We start from the raw sequence: 16,673 nt of genomic DNA, 5'->3' as shown, positions 1-16,673 counted from the left end.
GACACCTCGTGGCTCGGCTGGCGCTGGTGCTTCTTCATCGGTGTGCCGTTCGCGCTGGCCGGGATCGTCCTCCTCCAGCGCACCCTGAAGCTGCCGACCGTACGCCGCCAGGTCAGGATCGACTGGCTGGGCGCCTTTCTGATCGTGGCCGGCGTCTGCGCGCTGCTGATCTGGACGTCCCTCGCGGGCAACAGCTTCGACTGGGCGTCCTGGCAGACGGCCGCTCTGGTGACGACCGGGCTGGTGCTCCTGATCGCGGCGGTCTTCGTCGAGCAGCGGGCCGCCGAGCCGATCATCCCGCTGGACATCTTCCGCAACCGCACGGTGACGCTCACGACCCTGGCGAGCTTCTTCGTCGGTATCGCGATGTTCGCCGGGACCGTGTTCCTGTCCCAGTACTTCCAGATCTCGCTGGGCAAGTCGCCGACCGTCGCGGGGCTCATGAGCCTTCCGCTGATCGGCGGTCTGCTGGTCTCCTCGACGATCGCCGGGCAGATCATCTCCGCCACCGGCAAGTGGAAGGTCTACCTCATCGCGGGTGCCGTCGTCATGACGGCGGGCCTCGGCCTGCTCTCGACCATCGACGCGGACACCCACTTCGGACTGCTGAGCGTCTACATGGCGTTCATGGGCATCGGCGTCGGCATGCTGATGCAGAACCTCGTGCTCGCCGCGCAGAACGACGTGCCCGCGCACGAACTGGGTGCCGCGACCTCCGTGCTGTCCTTCTTCCGCAGCCTCGGCGGCACCATCGGTACCAGCGTGCTCGGCGCGATCCTCGCCAACCGGGTGGCCGCCGAGATGACCAAGGGCCTCGCGGAGAGCGGGCTGCCCGCGGCCGGCGGCGGACACGGCAGCGCCGTGCCCGACATGACCAAGCTGCCCGAGCCGATGAAGCAGATCGTCGAGCACGCGTACGGCGTCGCGACCGGCGACCTCTTCCTCATCGCCACCCCGTTCGCCTTCCTCGGTCTTCTGGCGGTCCTCTTCATCAAGGAGAAGCCCCTCAAGACGACGAGCGGCATGGAACGCCTCGCCGCCGAGGAAGCCGCCGAAGGGGCGGCCGCCGCCACCGTGCCGGCTCCCCGGAGCGCCGCGGACGACGGCGTCCAGGACACCACCCCGGGCGGGGTCGGTCTGCGGAAGGACTGACCCGTACGGACGTACGGACGGATGACACGAAGGGCCCGGTGCTGGTGCGCCGGGCCCTTCGGACGTGAGGTCGGGGGAAGCGGCATCGGGGGGACAAGCCGCTTCCCCCGGTGAGAACGGGGACCGTAGGCCCTCGCCGCGGTCGGGGGGAGTCACGCGGTGGGGACCTCGTGGAGGTCCCGTTCCTCGGGCCACGCATTCCTGCCTCTGTCGCGGGCCCACCGACCATCCTCCTCCCCGCCGTAAGCCTCGCCCGCCGACAAAGGGCCCGAATCGACGGGTCCTTCGACCCTAAAAGCCGCATCAGTGATCGGAAACGGCCCTCGGATACGGCCATACGTGCGGCTAGAATCACCCGACTGCACAGGTGATCGAAGGGGAGGGGCGGGGCTGTGGTGCAAGCGAGGAAGATCGCGCTCTACATGATTGTGGTCTTCGTGCTGTACACGATCATCACCTCTCCCGAGCGGAGCGCCGACCTCGTTCAAATAGGGTTCGAGGGTGTTTCGAGCGCCGCGCAGGGCGTCGGAGACTTCATGTCCGAGCTCGTGAAGTAGGAGAGACCCCATGATCCGCCACCTGGTCCTGTTCAAGCTGAACGACGGCGTCGAGCGGGACGATCCGCGGGTCGTCGCGGGCGCGGAGGCCTTCCGGGAGCTCGGCGGGAAGATCCCCGAGCTGCAGTTCTGGGAGTGCGCCTGGAACATCACCGACCGGCCGATCGCGTACGACTTCGCCATCAATTCGGCCGTCGCCGACGAGGACGCCCTCAAGCGGTACGTCGAGCATCCCGACCACCAGGCCGCCGCCGGCCAGTGGCGCGCGTTCGCCACTTGGGTGATCGCCGACTACCCCTTCTGACCCTTTCCGGTCCCCGGTCCCGACAGCCCCTCCCCTACAGGAGAGGGGCTTTTCGGCATGTTTAAACCAAAACGCCCTCAACACGACTCCATGCGGTGCTTGCACACAGTGGACATGTCTTGTGATGCTATGACCGCTTTTGACGGATGAGTTGACCGTAGTTGACCGCAAAGGGGTGGCGACACCGTGCCGGCCAGTACAGCGCCTCAAGTCCCGCCCCAGAACGTCCAGACGGACGACATCCAGACCGAGACCCCCGACCCCACGACACCCGCCAGGACCCGGGGGGCGGACACCAGAGCGCTGACCCAGGTGCTGTTCGCGCGGCTCAAGGACCTCGAAGCGGGCACCCCGGAGCACCACCGGGTGCGCACCGCGCTGATCGAGGCGAACCTGCCGCTGGTGCGGTACGCGGCGGCCCGCTTCCGCAGCCGCAACGAGCCGATGGAGGACGTCGTCCAGGTCGGCACCATCGGCCTGATCAACGCCATCGACCGCTTCGACCCGGAACGCGGCGTCCAGTTCCCCACGTTCGCCATGCCCACCGTGGTCGGCGAGATCAAGCGCTACTTCCGGGACAACGTACGGACCGTGCACGTGCCCCGGCGGCTGCACGAGCTCTGGGTCCAGGTCACCGGCGCCACCGAGGACCTGACGACCGCTCACGGCCGCTCACCGACCACCGCCGAGATCGCCGAGCGCCTGAAGATCTCCGAGGACGAGGTCCTGGCCTGCATCGAGGCGGGCCGCTCGTACCACGCGACCTCGCTGGAGGCGGCCCAGGAGGGTGACGGGCTGCCGGGGCTCCTGGACCGGCTCGGCTACGAGGACCCGGCACTGGCCGGGGTCGAACACCGCGACCTGGTACGGCATCTGCTCGTCCAGCTGCCCGAGCGCGAACAGCGGATCCTGCTGCTGCGCTACTACAACAACCTGACGCAGTCACAGATCAGCGCCGAACTGGGCGTCTCCCAGATGCATGTGTCAAGGCTTCTCGCCAGAAGTTTCGCCCGACTTCGATCCGCAAACAGGATCGAGGCGTAGCTGGAACGGGTAGACCCCGAGAGGACCGGATCCGGGGGCGTAAAAGCCGCACACCCCCTGTTTCCAGCGCGGTTCCGGCGCTGACTTGTCGACAAGTCACTACAGCGTGTTGCCGACATGTGACATTCTGCTGGAACCGCGTTTGCCGCAGCCCTACCTCCGGTATTCAGGTGGAGGCTGCGTTCCTCCGATGGTCGTGGCCACCGCGACCGTCCGCGACCTCAAGGGGGTGGCATGTCCGCAGAACAGGGCAGCTCGAAGGTGCTCACGCTCACGAAGAGCGTGCCGGCACCTGCCGTGCTCACCAGCTCGCCGGAAGCCATCGACACCCGCACCCTGTCCCGCTCCCTGTTCCTGCGGCTCGCCGCGCTGGGTCCCGCCTCGGGCCCCGACGGAACGGACAGCCCTGAGCGGGCCTATGTGCGGGACACACTCATCGAGCTCAACCTCCCGCTGGTGCGGTACGCGGCGGCACGGTTCCGGAGCCGTAACGAACCGATGGAGGACATCGTCCAGGTCGGGACGATCGGTCTGATCAAGGCGATCGACCGTTTCGACTGCGAACGGGGCGTGGAATTCCCCACGTTCGCCATGCCGACCGTCGTGGGGGAGATCAAGCGCTTCTTCCGCGACACCTCGTGGTCGGTGCGGGTGCCGCGCCGGCTCCAGGAGCTGCGGCTCGCCCTCACCAAGACCAGCGACGAGCTCGCCCAGAAGCTCGACCGCTCGCCGACGGTGCCGGAGCTGGCCAAGGCGCTCGGGGTCTCCGAGGAGGACGTGGTCGACGGCCTGGCCGTGGGCAACGCCTACACGGCCTCCTCCCTGGACTCACCGTCCCCGGAGGACGACGGCGGCGAGGGCTCGCTGGCGGACCGCCTGGGGTACGAGGACGCGGCGCTGGAAGGCGTCGAGTACCGCGAGTCCCTGAAGCCGCTGCTGGCCAAGCTCGCCCCGCGCGAGCGGCAGATCATCATGCTGCGCTTCTTCGCCAACATGACGCAGTCCCAGATCGGCGAGGAGGTCGGCATCTCGCAGATGCACGTCTCCCGGCTGCTGACCCGGACGCTCACGCAGCTCAGGGAGGGGCTCATCGCCGACTGACCCCGGCGGGTCCGCAGCAACGGCTCACGAGGCCGCCGGGGCACCACGAGCGCCCGCCCCGGCGGCCTCGCCGTGTCCGGGTGCCTCCCACGCCGTACGACGGGCGTGCGGGCGTCTCCGGCGTACGGGCTCGCAGGCGCGTCCGGGGGCGAACGCGGACCGCTCCCGTGCCGGCGTGCGGTGCGGGAGCGGGTGCGGAGGTGCGGCGTACACGCTCACGTGGACGCCCGGCAGGCCCGCGGACCCCGCAGAGGGGCGACGGGCCGGCCGTGAAGGGGACGCGCGGTGGTCAGCCGAGCGCGAGCCAGGCGACCGCGCCGAGGACGACGATGACCGCGACGACGGCCACGATCACCCCGGTCTTCGAGCCTGACGAGGTCGCGGCGGGCTGCTGCCTGCGCTGCGGCTCGCCCTCGTCGACAAACGCGCGGAACATCTGCGTGCTGCCCGCCGGGTCGTGAGTGCCCTCGGGGCCCGGCTGCGGGGCGTGGGGGTTGTGTGCCATGGCCCAGGACCCTAGCGAACGCAGGCCTTCCGCCCAACCCCCGGGGCCCCGGCGGCCGATGCCCCTCCTCGGCGCACACGGCCTCTTCACCCGCCCGCCGGAGCACTTCGCACCTCCTCCACGAGCCCCCGGGCGCCCCCTCCTGTGGCGAGGAACACATCCGCCGGGGGCCCACCCGCTGTGCGCTGCGCGCTTGACCGGGCACCTACACAGGCTTTTGCGTTCCTTTACTTCTGCAAGGCCCATTTCGTTTGCCTGCGGCAACCAACCGCTTCTATCGTTGCCCTAAGCAACAAGATGACCTCGCGAGACGTCTGGAGGGCCAGTGGCGGCACGGAGCCAGTACGAAGAACTGGCCCGGCAGCTCAGCGCCGTCGGAGCCGTCAAGCGGGGGCTCGTCCGCATCCTGCCCTCCGAGTGCCCCGGTGGCACGGCCGGCGTGCTGACGCTGCTGGCCAAGTACGGCGAGATGCGGATCACCCGGCTTGCCGAGCTCCTGGCCGTGAACATGTCGGTGACCAGCCGTCATGTGACTCACGCGGTGGAGAGCGGCTGGGTCGAACGGTTCCCGGACCCGGCGGACAAGCGGTCCCGCATCCTGCGGCTGACCCCCGCGGGCGAGGAACTGCTCGACGAGCTGACCCGGCGGACCACGGAGATGTTCGCCCACAACCTCATCGACTGGTCCGACGAAGAAGTCGGACAGCTCAACACGTTGTTGTCCCGGCTGCGCGACAGCTTCTCCTGCCGCGGCTCCGGAGGATGCACCCCCGGAAAGCACAGCGGCGACTGCCGCGCCGGGCACGCCGACGACGTACACACCCGTACACCTGTGTAACAGAAGCAAAGACAAGGATTTAAATGGCTACGACCACACCATCCGGTGTGCGGGGCGGCCACGCCAAGCACGGGGCTGTCGAAGCCCCTTCCGGCGCGCCGATGACACACCGGCAGATCATGGAAGCACTCACCGGGCTGCTGCTCGGCATGTTCGTCGCGATCCTGTCGTCCACGGTCGTCTCCAACGCCCTGCCGGAGATCATCTCCGACCTCGGCGGCGGCCAGAGCGCCTACACCTGGGTCGTCACGGCCTCGCTGCTGGCCATGACCGCCACCACCCCGCTGTGGGGCAAGCTCGCCGACCTGTTCAGCAAGAAGCTGCTGGTCCAGATCGCCCTGATCATCTACGTGGCCGGCTCCATAGTCGCCGGCCTCTCCACCAGCAGCGGCATGCTCATCGCCTGCCGTGTGGTGCAGGGCATCGGCGTCGGCGGTCTCTCCGCCCTCGCCCAGATCGTGATGGCCGCGATGATCTCCCCGCGCGAGCGTGGGCGCTACAGCGGCTACCTCGGCGCGGTCTTCGCCGTCGCCACCGTCGGCGGCCCGCTCCTCGGCGGTGTCATCACCGACACCAGCTGGATGGGCTGGCGCTGGTGCTTCTACGTGGGTGTGCCCTTCGCGATCATCGCGCTGATCGTGCTCCAGAAGACCCTGAAGCTCCCCGTGATCAAGCGCGAGGGCGTCAAGATCGACTGGTCCGGCGCGTTCTTCATCAGCGCCGCGGTCTCGCTGCTGCTGCTCTGGGTGACCTTCGCGGGCGACAAGTACGACTGGGTCTCCTGGCAGACGTACACGATGCTGGGCGGCACCGTCGTCCTCATCGCGCTGTTCCTCTTCATCGAGTCCAAGGCCCGCGAGCCGATCATCCCGCTGCGCCTCTTCCGTAACCGCACCATCACGCTGGCCTCCGCGGCCTCGCTGTTCGTCGGTATCGGGATGTTCGCGGGCACCGTCTTCTTCAGCCAGTACTTCCAGCTGGCGCGGGACAAGTCGCCGACGATGTCCGGCGTCATGACGATCCCGATGATCGCCGGTCTGTTCCTCTCCTCGACGATCTCCGGCCAGGTCATCACCAAGACCGGGCGCTGGAAGGCATGGCTGGTCAGCGGTGGCTTCCTGCTCACCGCCGGCCTCGGGATGCTGGGCACCATCCGGTACGACACCGAGTACTGGCACATCGCGATCTTCATGCTCGTCATGGGCCTCGGCATCGGCATGATGATGCAGAACCTGGTCCTCGCCACGCAGAACCAGGTCGCCCCCTCCGACCTCGGTGCGGCCAGCTCCGTCGTCACGTTCTTCCGTTCGCTCGGTGGTGCGATCGGCGTCTCGGCGCTGGGCGCCGTGCTGGGCAACCGTGTCACCCACTACGTCAAGGACGGCCTCGCCGACCTCGGCCCCGAGGGTGCCGCGCTGGGCCACGGCGGTACCGGTGGCGGGGGCATCCCCGACCTGGACTCGCTGCCCGGTCCGCTGCGTACGGTCATGGAGGTCGCCTACGGCCACGGTGTCGCCGACGTCTTCCTGTACGCCGCGCCTGCCGCGCTGGTCGCCTTCCTCCTGACGATCTTCATCAAGGAGGTCGCCCTGAAGACGAAGGCGGGCAACGACAGCACCTCCGCCGAGGTGCCGGCCACGGCGCAGGCCGTCGAGGCCGCCGAAGCCGCCGTGCCGGTCGCCGCGGGCGCCGCCGGGTTCGCCCCGGCCGACGCCTTGGAGGAGACCGCCGCCACCAAGGAGCTGACCATTCAGGGAACGCCCGTACGCGGTGTGGTGCGGGGCGCCGAGGGCGCACCCGTCGCCCGCGCCGCCGTCACGCTGATCTCGCTGGGCGGCCGGCAGCTGGGGCGCTCCGTCGCCCAGGCCGACGGCGGCTACGTCCTGGACGCGCCGGGCTCCGGCAGCTACGTCCTGATCGCCTCCGCGGACGGCTTCCAGCCGCAGGCGTCCACCGTGGTCGTCGGCGAGGAGCCGCTGGCCTTCGACATCCTGCTCGCCGGTACGAGCGGTCTCTCCGGGACCGTACGGACCGCCGAGGGCAGCAGCCCGGTCCAGGGCGCCATGGTCGTGGTGACCGATGTGCGCGGCGACGTGCTGGCCACGGGTGTCTCGGGCGACGCGGGTGAGTTCGCCTTCGGTGAGCTGATCCCCGGTTCGGTGACCGTCGCCGTCACGGCCGCGGGCTTCCGTCCGCTGGCCCTGCCGGTGGAGGTCGGCGGCCAGGGTGTCACCCGGGTCGACGTGGCCCTGCGGTCCGGTGCGCTGGTGCGGGGTGTCGTCAGGGCCGGCTCCGGCCGGGCACCGCTGAACGACGCCCGGGTCACGCTGATCGACGCGGCCGGCAACGTGGTGGCCTCCTCGACGACCGGGGAGGACGGCGTGTACGCCTTCACCGACCTGGACGCCGGTGAGTACTCCGTGATCGCGACCGGCTACCCGCCGGTGGCCGGCTCGCTGACCGTGAGCGGTACCGGGGTCGACGGTCACGACATCGAGCTCGCCCACCCGGGCGAGTAACGACCGGAAGATCCACACAGACCCCTGGCGGAACAGCACTTCGAGCGGAGAGGCTGTGGCCGCCGGGTGGAAATGGGCCCCGTGGCGGGAACGGCAGGCAGGGGACGGCCTGCCGGCCCCGCCCGGGGCCCGACTCATTGCGACCGCGGTCCGAGTCGCTGCTTCACGAGTGATTTGAGCAAGGAGAGAACACGGGATGGGACTTCGCGCACAGGTACGTACGCGGGACGGCTGGGCCGTCCAGCACGCGGTCGTGACGGTGACCGACATGACGGGCACCCAGGTGCTCCGGGCCGCCGCCGACGAGAACGGAGCCGTCCGCACCGACGACCTCCTCCAGGCCGGCGCGTACACGGTGATCGTCACGGCGGTGGGTTACGCCCCCGCCGCGTCCACCGCGCTCGTCACGGCCAGCGGCCGCGTCGAGGCCGGGACCGTGGTGCTGGCCCGGCAGGGCGGCGTGGAGCTGCCGCCTCCGGGCACCTGGTCGCTGGACCCGGTGCACTCCTCGGTGGCCGCGGTCGCCCAGCACCTGGGGATCTCCAGCGTGCACGGCCGGTTCACCGAGTTCGGCGGCCGTATCGAGATCTCCGAGGACGTGCAGAACTCCCGTGTGGAGGCCTTCATCGCCTCCACCAGCATCGACACGGGCAACGCCATGCGGGACAAGCACCTGCGCTCGGCGGACTTCCTGGACGTGGAGGCGTACCCGGAGATCACCTACCGCTCCCGGGCGCTGACCCCGGCCGGGCCCGACCGCTGGACGGTGCACGGCCTGCTCACGATGCACGGCATCGCGCGCGACGTGGACCTCGACCTCAGCTACCTGGGCACCGGCCCCGACCCGTGGGGCGGGGTGCGGGCGGCCTTCCACGCCACGGCGGAACTGCGCCGCGACGACTTCGCCATGAACTACAACCAGGTGCTGCAGGCGGGCATCTCCGCGATCGGGACGACCCTGCGCGTGGAACTCGACATCCAGGCGGTCCAGGGCGACTCCGTCCAGGGATAGGACCGCTGGGAAGGCCCTGGGACCGGCCCGGGACCCAGGGCCTCGCGCCACGGAAGACCCTAGGCTGGTCCGCATGGCACCCAACATCGCGACCAACACCGCCGTGGAACTCGGGGAACTGCTGGACTTCGTGCGGCCCCGGCACCGGGCGATCCTGCTGACCACCCGGTCCGACGGCCGCCCCCAGGGCTCCCCGCTCACCTGCGGCGTGGACGACGCGGGACGGATCGTCGTCTCGACCTACCCCGAACGGGCCAAGACCCGTAACGCCAAGCGCGACGAGCGGGTCAGCGTGATCGTCCTGTCGGACGAGTGGAACGGGCCCTGGGTCCAGGTCGACGGCTCGGCCGAGGTGATCGACTCACCGGATTCGGTCGAGCCCCTCGTCGAGTACTTCCGCAACATCTCCGGCGAGCACCCGGACTGGGACGAGTACCGGGCGGCGATGCTCAAGCAGGGGAAGTCCATCATCCGGATCACCCCGGAGCGCTGGAGCCCGATCGCCACCGGCGGATTCCCCGCCCGCCTGGCCGACGGCGGCTGACCGCACCGATGACACCGCCCCGCCCGGGCCCGCTCGCGCGGGCCCGGCTGCTGACCTCCCCCTCCGTCGCACCGGCCGTCGTCCGTGAGCTGGAACGCCTCACCGGACGCCCGGCGGAGACGGACCTCACCACCGCGCCCGACGGCCCGTTCGTCTGCGTGGGGAGCGTGCTGCCCGAGGCGCTGCGTACCCCGGACCTGCTGTGGTTCCACAGCGTCAACGCCGGTACGGACGCACTGCTCGCCGCCGGGCCCTGGCCCGAAGGGGCCCTGCTGACGCGGACCGTGGGACGGATGGGCGAGCGGATCGCCCAGTACACGCTGGCCTGGATCCTCGCCGAGTGCCAGTCCGTGCCGGAGCACACCGCGCAGCACGCCCGGTACGAATGGCGCCGCCTCCCGTCCGAACTCGCCGCCGGCCGGACCGCCGTGGTCCACGGCACCGGACGCATCGGCGGCGCGGTCGCCTCCCTGCTGCGGTCCTGCTCCCTGCGCACGGTCGGCGTGAGCCGTACGCCCCGCGCCGCGCCCCCGGGCTTCGACCGGGTCGTCCTCGCCGGTTCGGACGAGGAGACCGCGGCGCTGGCGGAGGCCAGGTGGGTGGTGTCGACGCTGCCCCTGACCGGGGCCACGGAGGCCTACTTCGACACCGCACGGTTCACCGCGATGCGGGGCGCCACCTTCGTCAACGTGGGCCGGGGCGCGACGGTGGACATGGCGGCGCTGGAGGCCGCGCTGCGCGGCGGTGCGGTCCGCCGGGCCGTGCTCGACGTGCTGCCCGACGAGCCCGCGGACCCCGGCGACCCCGTCTGGCGGCTGCCGCGCACGGTGATCACGTCGCACTCGGCCGGCATCACGGCCGACGAGGACGTCGTCGCCGACTTCGGCGCCTGCTGGGAGGCGGTCGGCGAGGGGCGTACGCCCGCGCTGGCCGTGGACACCGGGCGCGGCTACTGAGGGAACGGGCCCACGGGTGGCGCGCCGGTTCTACGGGTGGCGCGCCGCGTTCTCGCACGTCGCCTCGATGCCCGCGATCAGAAGGTCCAGCGCGAACGTGAAGTCCCGGTCGCGCATCTCCTCCACCGTCTCCCCGCCGCGCGCGTCCATCAGGTGCTCCGAGGGCCGCATGGCCCGGTGCAGCTCCGGGTCGGCGCGGATCGTGCCCATCGCCCTCGCGAAGTACTCGTCCTGGGTGAGCCCGGCCTGCACCGTGCGCTGCACGAAGTGCCCCTCGGTGGTGCCGAATCCGTAGACGAACTGGAAGACGGCCGCCATCGCGCCCGTCTGCCGTTCCAGCGGCAGCCCGGTGGCCCGGACGACGTCCTGGACGGCGTACGAGAACAGCATCGAGTGCGGTCCGATGTTCAGGAAGCTGCCGACCAGGCCCGACGCCCAGGGATGGCGTACGAACATCTTCCGGTAGCTGGTGGCCAGTTCGCGCAGCCGGTCGCGCCAGTCGGCGTCCTCCGGGGTGGCCGGGATCTCCTCGTAGAGCGTGTCCAGGGCGAGTTCCAGCAGGTCGTCCTTGGTGTCGACGTACCAGTAGAGGGACATCGCCGTGACGTCGAGCTCGGCGGCCAGGCGCCGCATGGAGAACTTCGCGAGGCCGTCGGCGTCCAGCAGGCGCACGCTCGCCGCCGTGATCCTGTCCCGGTCCAGGCCGGCCGGCTGGTCCGCCTTGCGGGTGCGTGAGGGTGTCCGCCGGTCCAGCCACACGCTGACCCGGGAAGGGCTGTTCGCACCGTCTGCCGCGGACCCCATGACGCACGCTCCTTGTCTTGCGGTGGCACTCCTGCGTACCGGCTCCCCCGTCCGATGCTATGCCCGCGGGCCGGAGCTCCCGCTCCGCTCGGCCCGCCTCAGCAGGACCGCGGCCAGCAGACCGCCTGCCAGGACCGCTGCGGCGCCGACCAGTTGGCTGGTCTCCAGGCCCGAGGCGAAGGCGTCCGTGATGCGCTCACGGTCCGCCGCCCCGTCGGCGGCGGCCAGCGCAGCCGGCAGGGAGGAAGCGCCGACGACGCCCGGTACGAGCGCGGCGAACCGGGAGTTGAGCACGGCGCCGAGCACGGCGACCCCGAGCCCGTTGCCGAACTCCGCGAGCGTGCCGTTCACCCCGGCGCCCACGCCCGCCTTCTCCGGCGGGATGGCACTCATGATCGCGTTGGCCATCGCGGGCATGGCGAGCGCGACGCCCGCACCCATGACGAGCAGGCCGAGCAGCATGCCGCCGTAGTCCCGCCCGCCCAGCAGGGCGATGGCCGCGAGCCCGGCGGCCAGCAGGCTCATCCCGGTGCCGATGACGGCCGGCGTCCCCAGCTTCACCACGAGCCGGGCGCCGAGCCCCGTGAGGTTGAGCGCGACGACGGTGAGGGCGAGCGGGGCCGTGCGCAGCCCCGCTTCGAGCGGCTCGTAGCCGAGGACGAACTGGAGGTGCTGGGTGAGCAGGAAGAGCGACCCCGTCATCCCGAACGCAACGAGGATCGCGCCGGCGACCGCGCCGGTGAACCGCTGGTCGCGGAAGAAGTGCATGTCCAGCATCGGGTACGGGACATGGAGCTCCCACAGGACGAATCCGGTGAGGACGGCGATCCCGGCGAAGGCCGTCAGCAGGACGGGCCCGGAGCCCCAGCCGTGCTCCGGGCCGGAGATGATCGCGTACACGACGGAGGCCATGCCGAGGGTGGAGAGCAGGGCCCCGACCAGGTCGGGGCGGTCTCCTTGCGGGTTCCTGGACTCCGGGACGAGCCGGACGACCGCGATCAGGCCGATGACCGCCACGGGGATGTTGACCAGGAAGATCGCGCCCCACCAGAAGTGGTCGAGCATGGCCCCGCCGATCAGTGGACCGGCCGCGAAGCCGAGCGAGCTGACGGTGGACCAGATGCCGATCGCCTTGACGCGCTCGGTGTCGTCGAAGATCTGCATCACCACGGCGAGGGTGGTCGTCATCAGCAGCGCGCCCCCGACGCCCATGCCCGCGCGGGCGGCGATCAACTGCCCGGAGGACTGCGCGAGTCCGGCCGCCAGCGAGCCGACCCCGAACAGCGCGAGCCCCGCGACCAGCATCTTCTTCCGGCCGTAGCGGTCGGCGGAGCTGCCCGCGGTGAGCACGAGCCCGGACTGGACGAGCGCGTAGGCGTTGATCATCCACTGCACATCGGCGGTTGAGGCGTGAAGGTCGGCGGTGAGCGAGGGGATGGCGACGTTCAGGACGGTGTTGTCGAGCAGCACGGTGAGCTGGGCGAGGCAGATGACTCCGAGGATCACCCAGCGGCGTGCATGGCCGCCCGCGGGTGCGAGGCCGTTCTGCTCGGCGGCGGTCGCCGTCATGCGAACTCCTGGTTCCGGTGCACTCGTACGGTGTAAGGGACGTGTTCCTGTACACCGTATGGCATTGCCTGTACGCCGTACAACACATCTCCCCGTGGTGCCGGATCCGTCCTGGTGACGGCGGAGGGCGGTGGCCCGGAGCCTCTGCTCCGGGCCACCGCCCTGTTCCGCCGCTCTGCCCGCCGGCGTCAGCTCGTGGGCTGGGTGAGGTCGTAGAAGGTCGCGCTTCCCGCGGTGACCTCCTTGAAGTTCTCCTCCACCCACGCCGTGATCTGGGAGGAGGTCCCTTCGCCGCCTCCCATGCCGCCGCCCGAACTGCTGGAGATCAGGTAATGGATCTTGCCGTCCTCCACGTACTTCTTGAACTGGGCGAGCGTCGGGGACGGGTCGCTGCCGTTGAATCCGCCGATCGCCATCACCGGGTCGCCGGTGGCGAGCTGGTAACTCGCGGCGTTCTGCGAACCGATGGCCGCGGCGGCCCAGGTGTAGGCGTCGGCGTTCTGCTTCAGGAGCGTCTTGGCCTCGGAGTCGACGGAGGAGCCGTTGAGCAGACCGCCCATGCCGCCGCCTCCACCTCCGCCCATGCCGCCCTCGCCCGTGCCACCGCCGGGCATGCCGCCCTGCCGGCCGCCTTGCTGACCACCGGGCGCCTGGCCCTGCGTGCCCTGGCCCTGGCCCTGGCCCTGGCTCTGTCCCTGGCCCGGTGTGCCGCCGCCGGGGAAGCCGCCGCCCTGCGCGTTGCCGGGGGTCTGGCCGCCCTGTGCGGTGCCCGGGGCCTGGCCGCCCTGCTGGGTGCCCTGGCCGGGGGGCTGCATGCCGCCGCCGGGGCCGCCCTCACCGCCCCCGGGGCCGCCGCCCCGGCCGCCGCCGGGACCGCCCATGCTCGCGCCCGACGGACCCGCCGTGACGATCGATCCCTGGTGCCCGGTGTTCAGCGTGCTGATCGTGTACGCCGTCGGCCCGGCCAGCGACGCCGCGAGCCCCAGGCCCGCCACGCCCAGCACGAGCGCCCGGCCGAGCCGCACCGCGAGCAGCAGCCCCACCGCGGCCATGAGCCCGCCGATCAGGACGGCCCAGCGCAGCCACGGGACGTAGTCCGGGGTGCGCCCCAGCAGGACGTACGACCAGACGGCCGTCGCCGCGACGGTCACCCCGAGCGTCGCGCCCGCCCACCACTTGCCGCGTTCCTCCCAGAGGACCGTGGCGCCCATGCCGACCAGCGCCGCGATGTAGGGCGCCAGGGCCACCGTGTAGTACTGGTGGAAGATGCCGGCCATGAAGCTGAAGACGAGAGCCGTCATCAGCAGCGAGCCGCCCCAGGCGAGGAACGCCGCGCGGGCCGTGTCGGTCCGCTTCGCCCGCCAGGTCAGCCAGACGCCCGCGGCCAGCAGGATCAGCGCGGCGGGCAGCAGCCACGAGATCTGGCCGCCGATCTCGGAGTTGAACATGCGGCCGATGCCGGTCTCGCCCCAGCCGCCGCCCTGGCCGCCGCCACCGCCGCCTCCGACGCTGCCGGTCTCCTCGCCGTTGATCCGGCCGAGTCCGTTGTACCCGAAGGTGAGTTCCAGGAAGGAGTTGTTCTGCGAGCCGCCGATGTACGGGCGCGAGGAGGCGGGCCACAGCTCGACGATCGCCACCCACCAGCCGCCGGAGACGACCATCGCCAGCGCCGCCAGGCCGAGCTGGCCGAACCGCTTGCGGACGGACACCGGGGCGAACACCGCGTACAGCAGGGCCAGCGGCGGCAGGATCAGGAAGGCCTGGAGGGTCTTCGACAGGAACGCCAGCCCGACCGCGACACCGGCCCAGACCAGCCACTTCGTCCGGCCGGCCTCCATCGCGCGCAGCACGCAGTAGACGGTGACCGTCATCAGGAGTGCGAGCAGCGCGTCCGGGTTGTTGAAGCGGAACATCAGCGCGGCGACCGGGGTCAGCGCGAGGACCACCATGGTGATCAGCCCTGCGGCGGCGCTGAAGCGGCGGCGTACGGCCCCGTGGAGGACGCCGGCCGCCGCGACGGCCATCAGGACCTGGGGCATGAGGATCGCCCAGGAGCTCAGGCCGAAGATCCGCACCGACAGGGCCATCGGCCAGAGCGTGGCCGGGGGCTTGTCGACGGTGATCGCGTTCGCGGAGTCCAGCGAGCCGAAGAAGAAGGCCTTCCAGCTCTGGCTGCCGGCCTGCACGGCCGCGGAGTAGAAGGAGTTGGCGTAACCGGACGCGCTCAGATTCCACAGGTACGCGAGCGCGACGACCAGCAGCAGTCCGAGGAAGGCGGGCCTCGCCCAGCGCGGGTCCTCGGGCCTGCCCCGGCGGATGCGCCGTAGCAGCGGTTCCCGTCCGCCCGCGGCGTGCGCGGGCGCCCCTGGGGTGTCGGGCGGGGCCTGGAAGTGGCCGGAGTGGGTGGTGGCGGCGGTCATCGGGCGTCCCTCAGTTCGTGTGCGGCACCCGTGCGGGCGTCCTGGTGGTCGGTGCGCCGGTCGCTGCGGGCGTCCTGGTGGTCGGTGCGCCGGTCGGGGAAGACCCAGGCGCGGAAGAGCAGGAACCGCAGCACCGTCGCCGCGAGGTTGGCCGCGATCAGCACGGCGAGTTCCGTGCCGTGCGACGCCGATCCGGACGCCGTGCCCAGGGCGGCGAGCGAACCGCTGGTGAGCGCGAGCCCGATCGCGAAGACGACGAGTCCCTGCGCCTGGTGGCGCACGGCCCCGCCCCGGCCGCGTACGCCGAAGGTGAGCCTCCGGTTCGCCGCCGTGTTGGCGACGGCGGAGACCAGGAGGGCCGCCGCGTTGGCGAACTGCGGGCCGAAGCCCAGCCGGAAGAGGGAGTACAGGGCGAGGTAGACCAGGGTGGAGAGCGCGCCCACCACGCAGAAGCCGGCCAGCTGCCGGGCGAGTCCGCGCGGCACCCCGGGCACGGCCCGGTCGCGCGGGTCGTCCCCGAAGGGCCGCGCCAGGCGGTCCAGCGGCAGGGCGCCGGTGGCCAGGGCCCGGCCCACCCGCCAGACGCCCTTGAGGTCGTCGGTCGCCGTCCGCACGATGTGCACCGTGGAGTCGGGGTCGTCGACCCAGTCGACCGGCACCTCGTGGATGCGCAGCCCGGCGCGCTCGGCGAGGACCAGCATCTCGGTGTCGAAGAACCATCCGGTGTCCTCGACCATCGGCAGCAGCCGCTGCGCGACCTCGCGCCGTATGGCCTTGAAGCCGCACTGGGCGTCACTGAACCGGGCGGCCAGCGAGGAGCGCAGGATGAGGTTGTAGGCCCGCGAGATGAACTCCCGCTTCGATCCCCGCACCACCCGCGAACTACGGGCCAGGCGCGAGCCGATGGCCAGGTCGGAGTGGCCGGAGATCAGCGGGGCGACCAGCGGGAGCAGGGCGTTCAGGTCGGTCGAGAGGTCGACGTCCATGTAGGCGAGCACCGGCGAGTCCGAGTGGGACCAGACGGTCCGCAGCGCCCGTCCCCGGCCCTTCTCCTCCAGCCGGAACGACCGCACCTCGGGGATGAGGTCCGCGAGCCGGGCCGCCACCCGGGGCGTACGGTCGGTGCTCGCGTTGTCCGCCACGGTGATCCGGAAGCCGTAGGGGAACGTCCGCGCCAGATGGTCGTGCAGGCGCAGCACACACGTTTCGAGGTCCTTCTCCTCGTTGTACACGGGGATCACGACGTCGAGGACAGGTACGGGGGCGGGAGCGCCGACCGCTGCGGCCAGGAGGTGTTCCCGGGCCGGCAGGGTGCTCCAAGCAGTGTCGGTTCGCATGGGACCCACAC

15 protein-coding genes are annotated in these 16,673 nt (G+C 71.1%); 10 read left to right on the top strand and 5 right to left on the bottom strand.

All coding sequences use genetic code 11. From position 1 onward, the window contains the following. The 5 genes from JKV81_RS20505 to JKV81_RS20485 all read left to right on the top strand — a co-directional run. The coding region (locus JKV81_RS20505) for an MFS transporter (RefSeq protein ID WP_202077092.1) at positions 1–1,152 on the top strand (1,152 nt) is incomplete at its 5' end. A 392-nt stretch (positions 1,153–1,544) separates the two neighbouring features. Next, the gene (locus JKV81_RS20500) at positions 1,545–1,709 is read left to right on the top strand and encodes a hypothetical protein (RefSeq protein ID WP_014155101.1); all 165 of its coding nucleotides are present in this window, start codon (positions 1,545–1,547) and stop codon (positions 1,707–1,709) included. Positions 1,710–1,719: 10 nt separating this feature from the next. Beyond that, positions 1,720–2,013 carry a Dabb family protein gene (locus JKV81_RS20495; RefSeq protein WP_124277994.1) on the top strand — a complete coding sequence of 98 codons (294 nt, stop codon included), beginning with the start codon at positions 1,720–1,722 and terminating at the stop codon, positions 2,011–2,013. A 186-nt stretch (positions 2,014–2,199) separates the two neighbouring features. Continuing rightward, entirely contained in the window at positions 2,200–3,057 is an 858-nt protein-coding gene (locus JKV81_RS20490) for an RNA polymerase sigma factor SigF (protein ID WP_124277993.1), read from the top strand. Between the two features lie 234 nt (positions 3,058–3,291). Then, positions 3,292–4,158, top strand: coding sequence for an RNA polymerase sigma factor SigF (locus JKV81_RS20485; RefSeq protein WP_073750853.1), 867 nt, complete (start codon positions 3,292–3,294; stop codon positions 4,156–4,158). A 289-nt stretch (positions 4,159–4,447) separates the two neighbouring features. Here the strand turns inward: JKV81_RS20485 and JKV81_RS20480 are convergent, their stop codons facing one another. Next, positions 4,448–4,663, bottom strand: coding sequence for a hypothetical protein (locus JKV81_RS20480; RefSeq protein ID WP_124277992.1), 216 nt, complete (start codon positions 4,661–4,663; stop codon positions 4,448–4,450). 325 nt (positions 4,664–4,988) lie between these two features. Here JKV81_RS20480 and JKV81_RS20475 point away from each other — a divergent pair, with 325 nt between their 5' ends. The 5 genes from JKV81_RS20475 (at position 4,989) to JKV81_RS20455 (ending at position 10,532) form a co-directional block, all read left to right on the top strand. Further along, the gene (locus JKV81_RS20475) at positions 4,989–5,501 is read left to right on the top strand and encodes a MarR family winged helix-turn-helix transcriptional regulator (protein WP_129264677.1); all 513 of its coding nucleotides are present in this window, start codon (positions 4,989–4,991) and stop codon (positions 5,499–5,501) included. A 101-nt stretch (positions 5,502–5,602) separates the two neighbouring features. Further along, positions 5,603–8,020, top strand: a complete 2,418-nt coding sequence (locus JKV81_RS20470) for an MFS transporter (RefSeq protein WP_505016568.1) — start codon at positions 5,603–5,605, stop codon at positions 8,018–8,020. Positions 8,021–8,216: 196 nt separating this feature from the next. Then, on the top strand, positions 8,217–9,032 hold the full coding sequence (locus tag JKV81_RS20465; protein ID WP_124277989.1) for a YceI family protein: 816 nt from the start codon (positions 8,217–8,219) through the stop codon (positions 9,030–9,032). Between the two features lie 73 nt (positions 9,033–9,105). Then, positions 9,106–9,576 (top strand): PPOX class F420-dependent oxidoreductase, encoded by a 471-nt coding sequence (locus JKV81_RS20460; protein ID WP_147984596.1) that lies wholly within the window; start codon positions 9,106–9,108, stop codon positions 9,574–9,576. Positions 9,577–9,584: 8 nt separating this feature from the next. Further along, positions 9,585–10,532: an NAD(P)-dependent oxidoreductase gene (locus JKV81_RS20455; RefSeq protein WP_202077088.1), complete on the top strand. Its 948-nt coding sequence runs from the start codon at positions 9,585–9,587 to the stop codon at positions 10,530–10,532. A 30-nt stretch (positions 10,533–10,562) separates the two neighbouring features. On the opposite strand, the gene JKV81_RS20450 is transcribed toward JKV81_RS20455, so the two are convergent. From JKV81_RS20450 to JKV81_RS20435, 4 genes are all read right to left on the bottom strand, one after another. Continuing rightward, positions 10,563–11,336: a TetR/AcrR family transcriptional regulator gene (locus tag JKV81_RS20450; protein WP_202077086.1), complete on the bottom strand. Its 774-nt coding sequence runs from the start codon at positions 11,334–11,336 to the stop codon at positions 10,563–10,565. Positions 11,337–11,393: 57 nt separating this feature from the next. Then, the gene (locus JKV81_RS20445; RefSeq protein WP_202077084.1) at positions 11,394–12,905 is read right to left on the bottom strand and encodes an MFS transporter; all 1,512 of its coding nucleotides are present in this window, start codon (positions 12,903–12,905) and stop codon (positions 11,394–11,396) included. A 188-nt stretch (positions 12,906–13,093) separates the two neighbouring features. Further along, positions 13,094–15,325, bottom strand: a complete 2,232-nt coding sequence (locus tag JKV81_RS20440) for an ArnT family glycosyltransferase (protein WP_202077082.1) — start codon at positions 15,323–15,325, stop codon at positions 13,094–13,096. Then, on the bottom strand, positions 15,322–16,662 hold the full coding sequence (locus JKV81_RS20435) for a bifunctional glycosyltransferase family 2/GtrA family protein (protein ID WP_129264670.1): 1,341 nt from the start codon (positions 16,660–16,662) through the stop codon (positions 15,322–15,324). Before JKV81_RS20435 ends, JKV81_RS20440 begins: the two co-directional genes overlap by 4 nt. Between the last annotated feature and the right edge of the window lie 11 nt (positions 16,663–16,673).

It is taken from the genome of Streptomyces silvae, from assembly GCF_016745505.1.
GTDB lineage: Bacteria > Actinomycetota > Actinomycetes > Streptomycetales > Streptomycetaceae > Streptomyces > Streptomyces silvae.
Note: the sequence above shows the minus strand (reverse complement) of the source record. Positions and strands in the feature narration are given on the sequence as shown.

Bases quoted from the DNA above. Each gene is read 5' to 3' on its own strand.
- JKV81_RS20445 (WP_202077084.1), bottom strand. From the start codon at position 12,905: ATGACGGCGACCGCCGCCGAGCAGAACGGCCTCGCACCCGCGGGCGGC.
- JKV81_RS20470 (WP_505016568.1), top strand. From the start codon at position 5,603: ATGACACACCGGCAGATCATGGAAGCACTCACCGGGCTGCTGCTCGGC.
- JKV81_RS20480 (WP_124277992.1), bottom strand. From the start codon at position 4,663: ATGGCACACAACCCCCACGCCCCGCAGCCGGGCCCCGAGGGCACTCAC.
- JKV81_RS20440 (WP_202077082.1), bottom strand. From the start codon at position 15,325: ATGACCGCCGCCACCACCCACTCCGGCCACTTCCAGGCCCCGCCCGAC.
- JKV81_RS20450 (WP_202077086.1), bottom strand. From the start codon at position 11,336: ATGGGGTCCGCGGCAGACGGTGCGAACAGCCCTTCCCGGGTCAGCGTG.
- JKV81_RS20460 (WP_147984596.1), top strand. From the start codon at position 9,106: ATGGCACCCAACATCGCGACCAACACCGCCGTGGAACTCGGGGAACTG.
- JKV81_RS20455 (WP_202077088.1), top strand. From the start codon at position 9,585: ATGACACCGCCCCGCCCGGGCCCGCTCGCGCGGGCCCGGCTGCTGACC.
- JKV81_RS20435 (WP_129264670.1), bottom strand. From the start codon at position 16,662: ATGCGAACCGACACTGCTTGGAGCACCCTGCCGGCCCGGGAACACCTC.
- JKV81_RS20495 (WP_124277994.1), top strand. From the start codon at position 1,720: ATGATCCGCCACCTGGTCCTGTTCAAGCTGAACGACGGCGTCGAGCGG.
- JKV81_RS20485 (WP_073750853.1), top strand. From the start codon at position 3,292: ATGTCCGCAGAACAGGGCAGCTCGAAGGTGCTCACGCTCACGAAGAGC.
- JKV81_RS20465 (WP_124277989.1), top strand. From the start codon at position 8,217: ATGGGACTTCGCGCACAGGTACGTACGCGGGACGGCTGGGCCGTCCAG.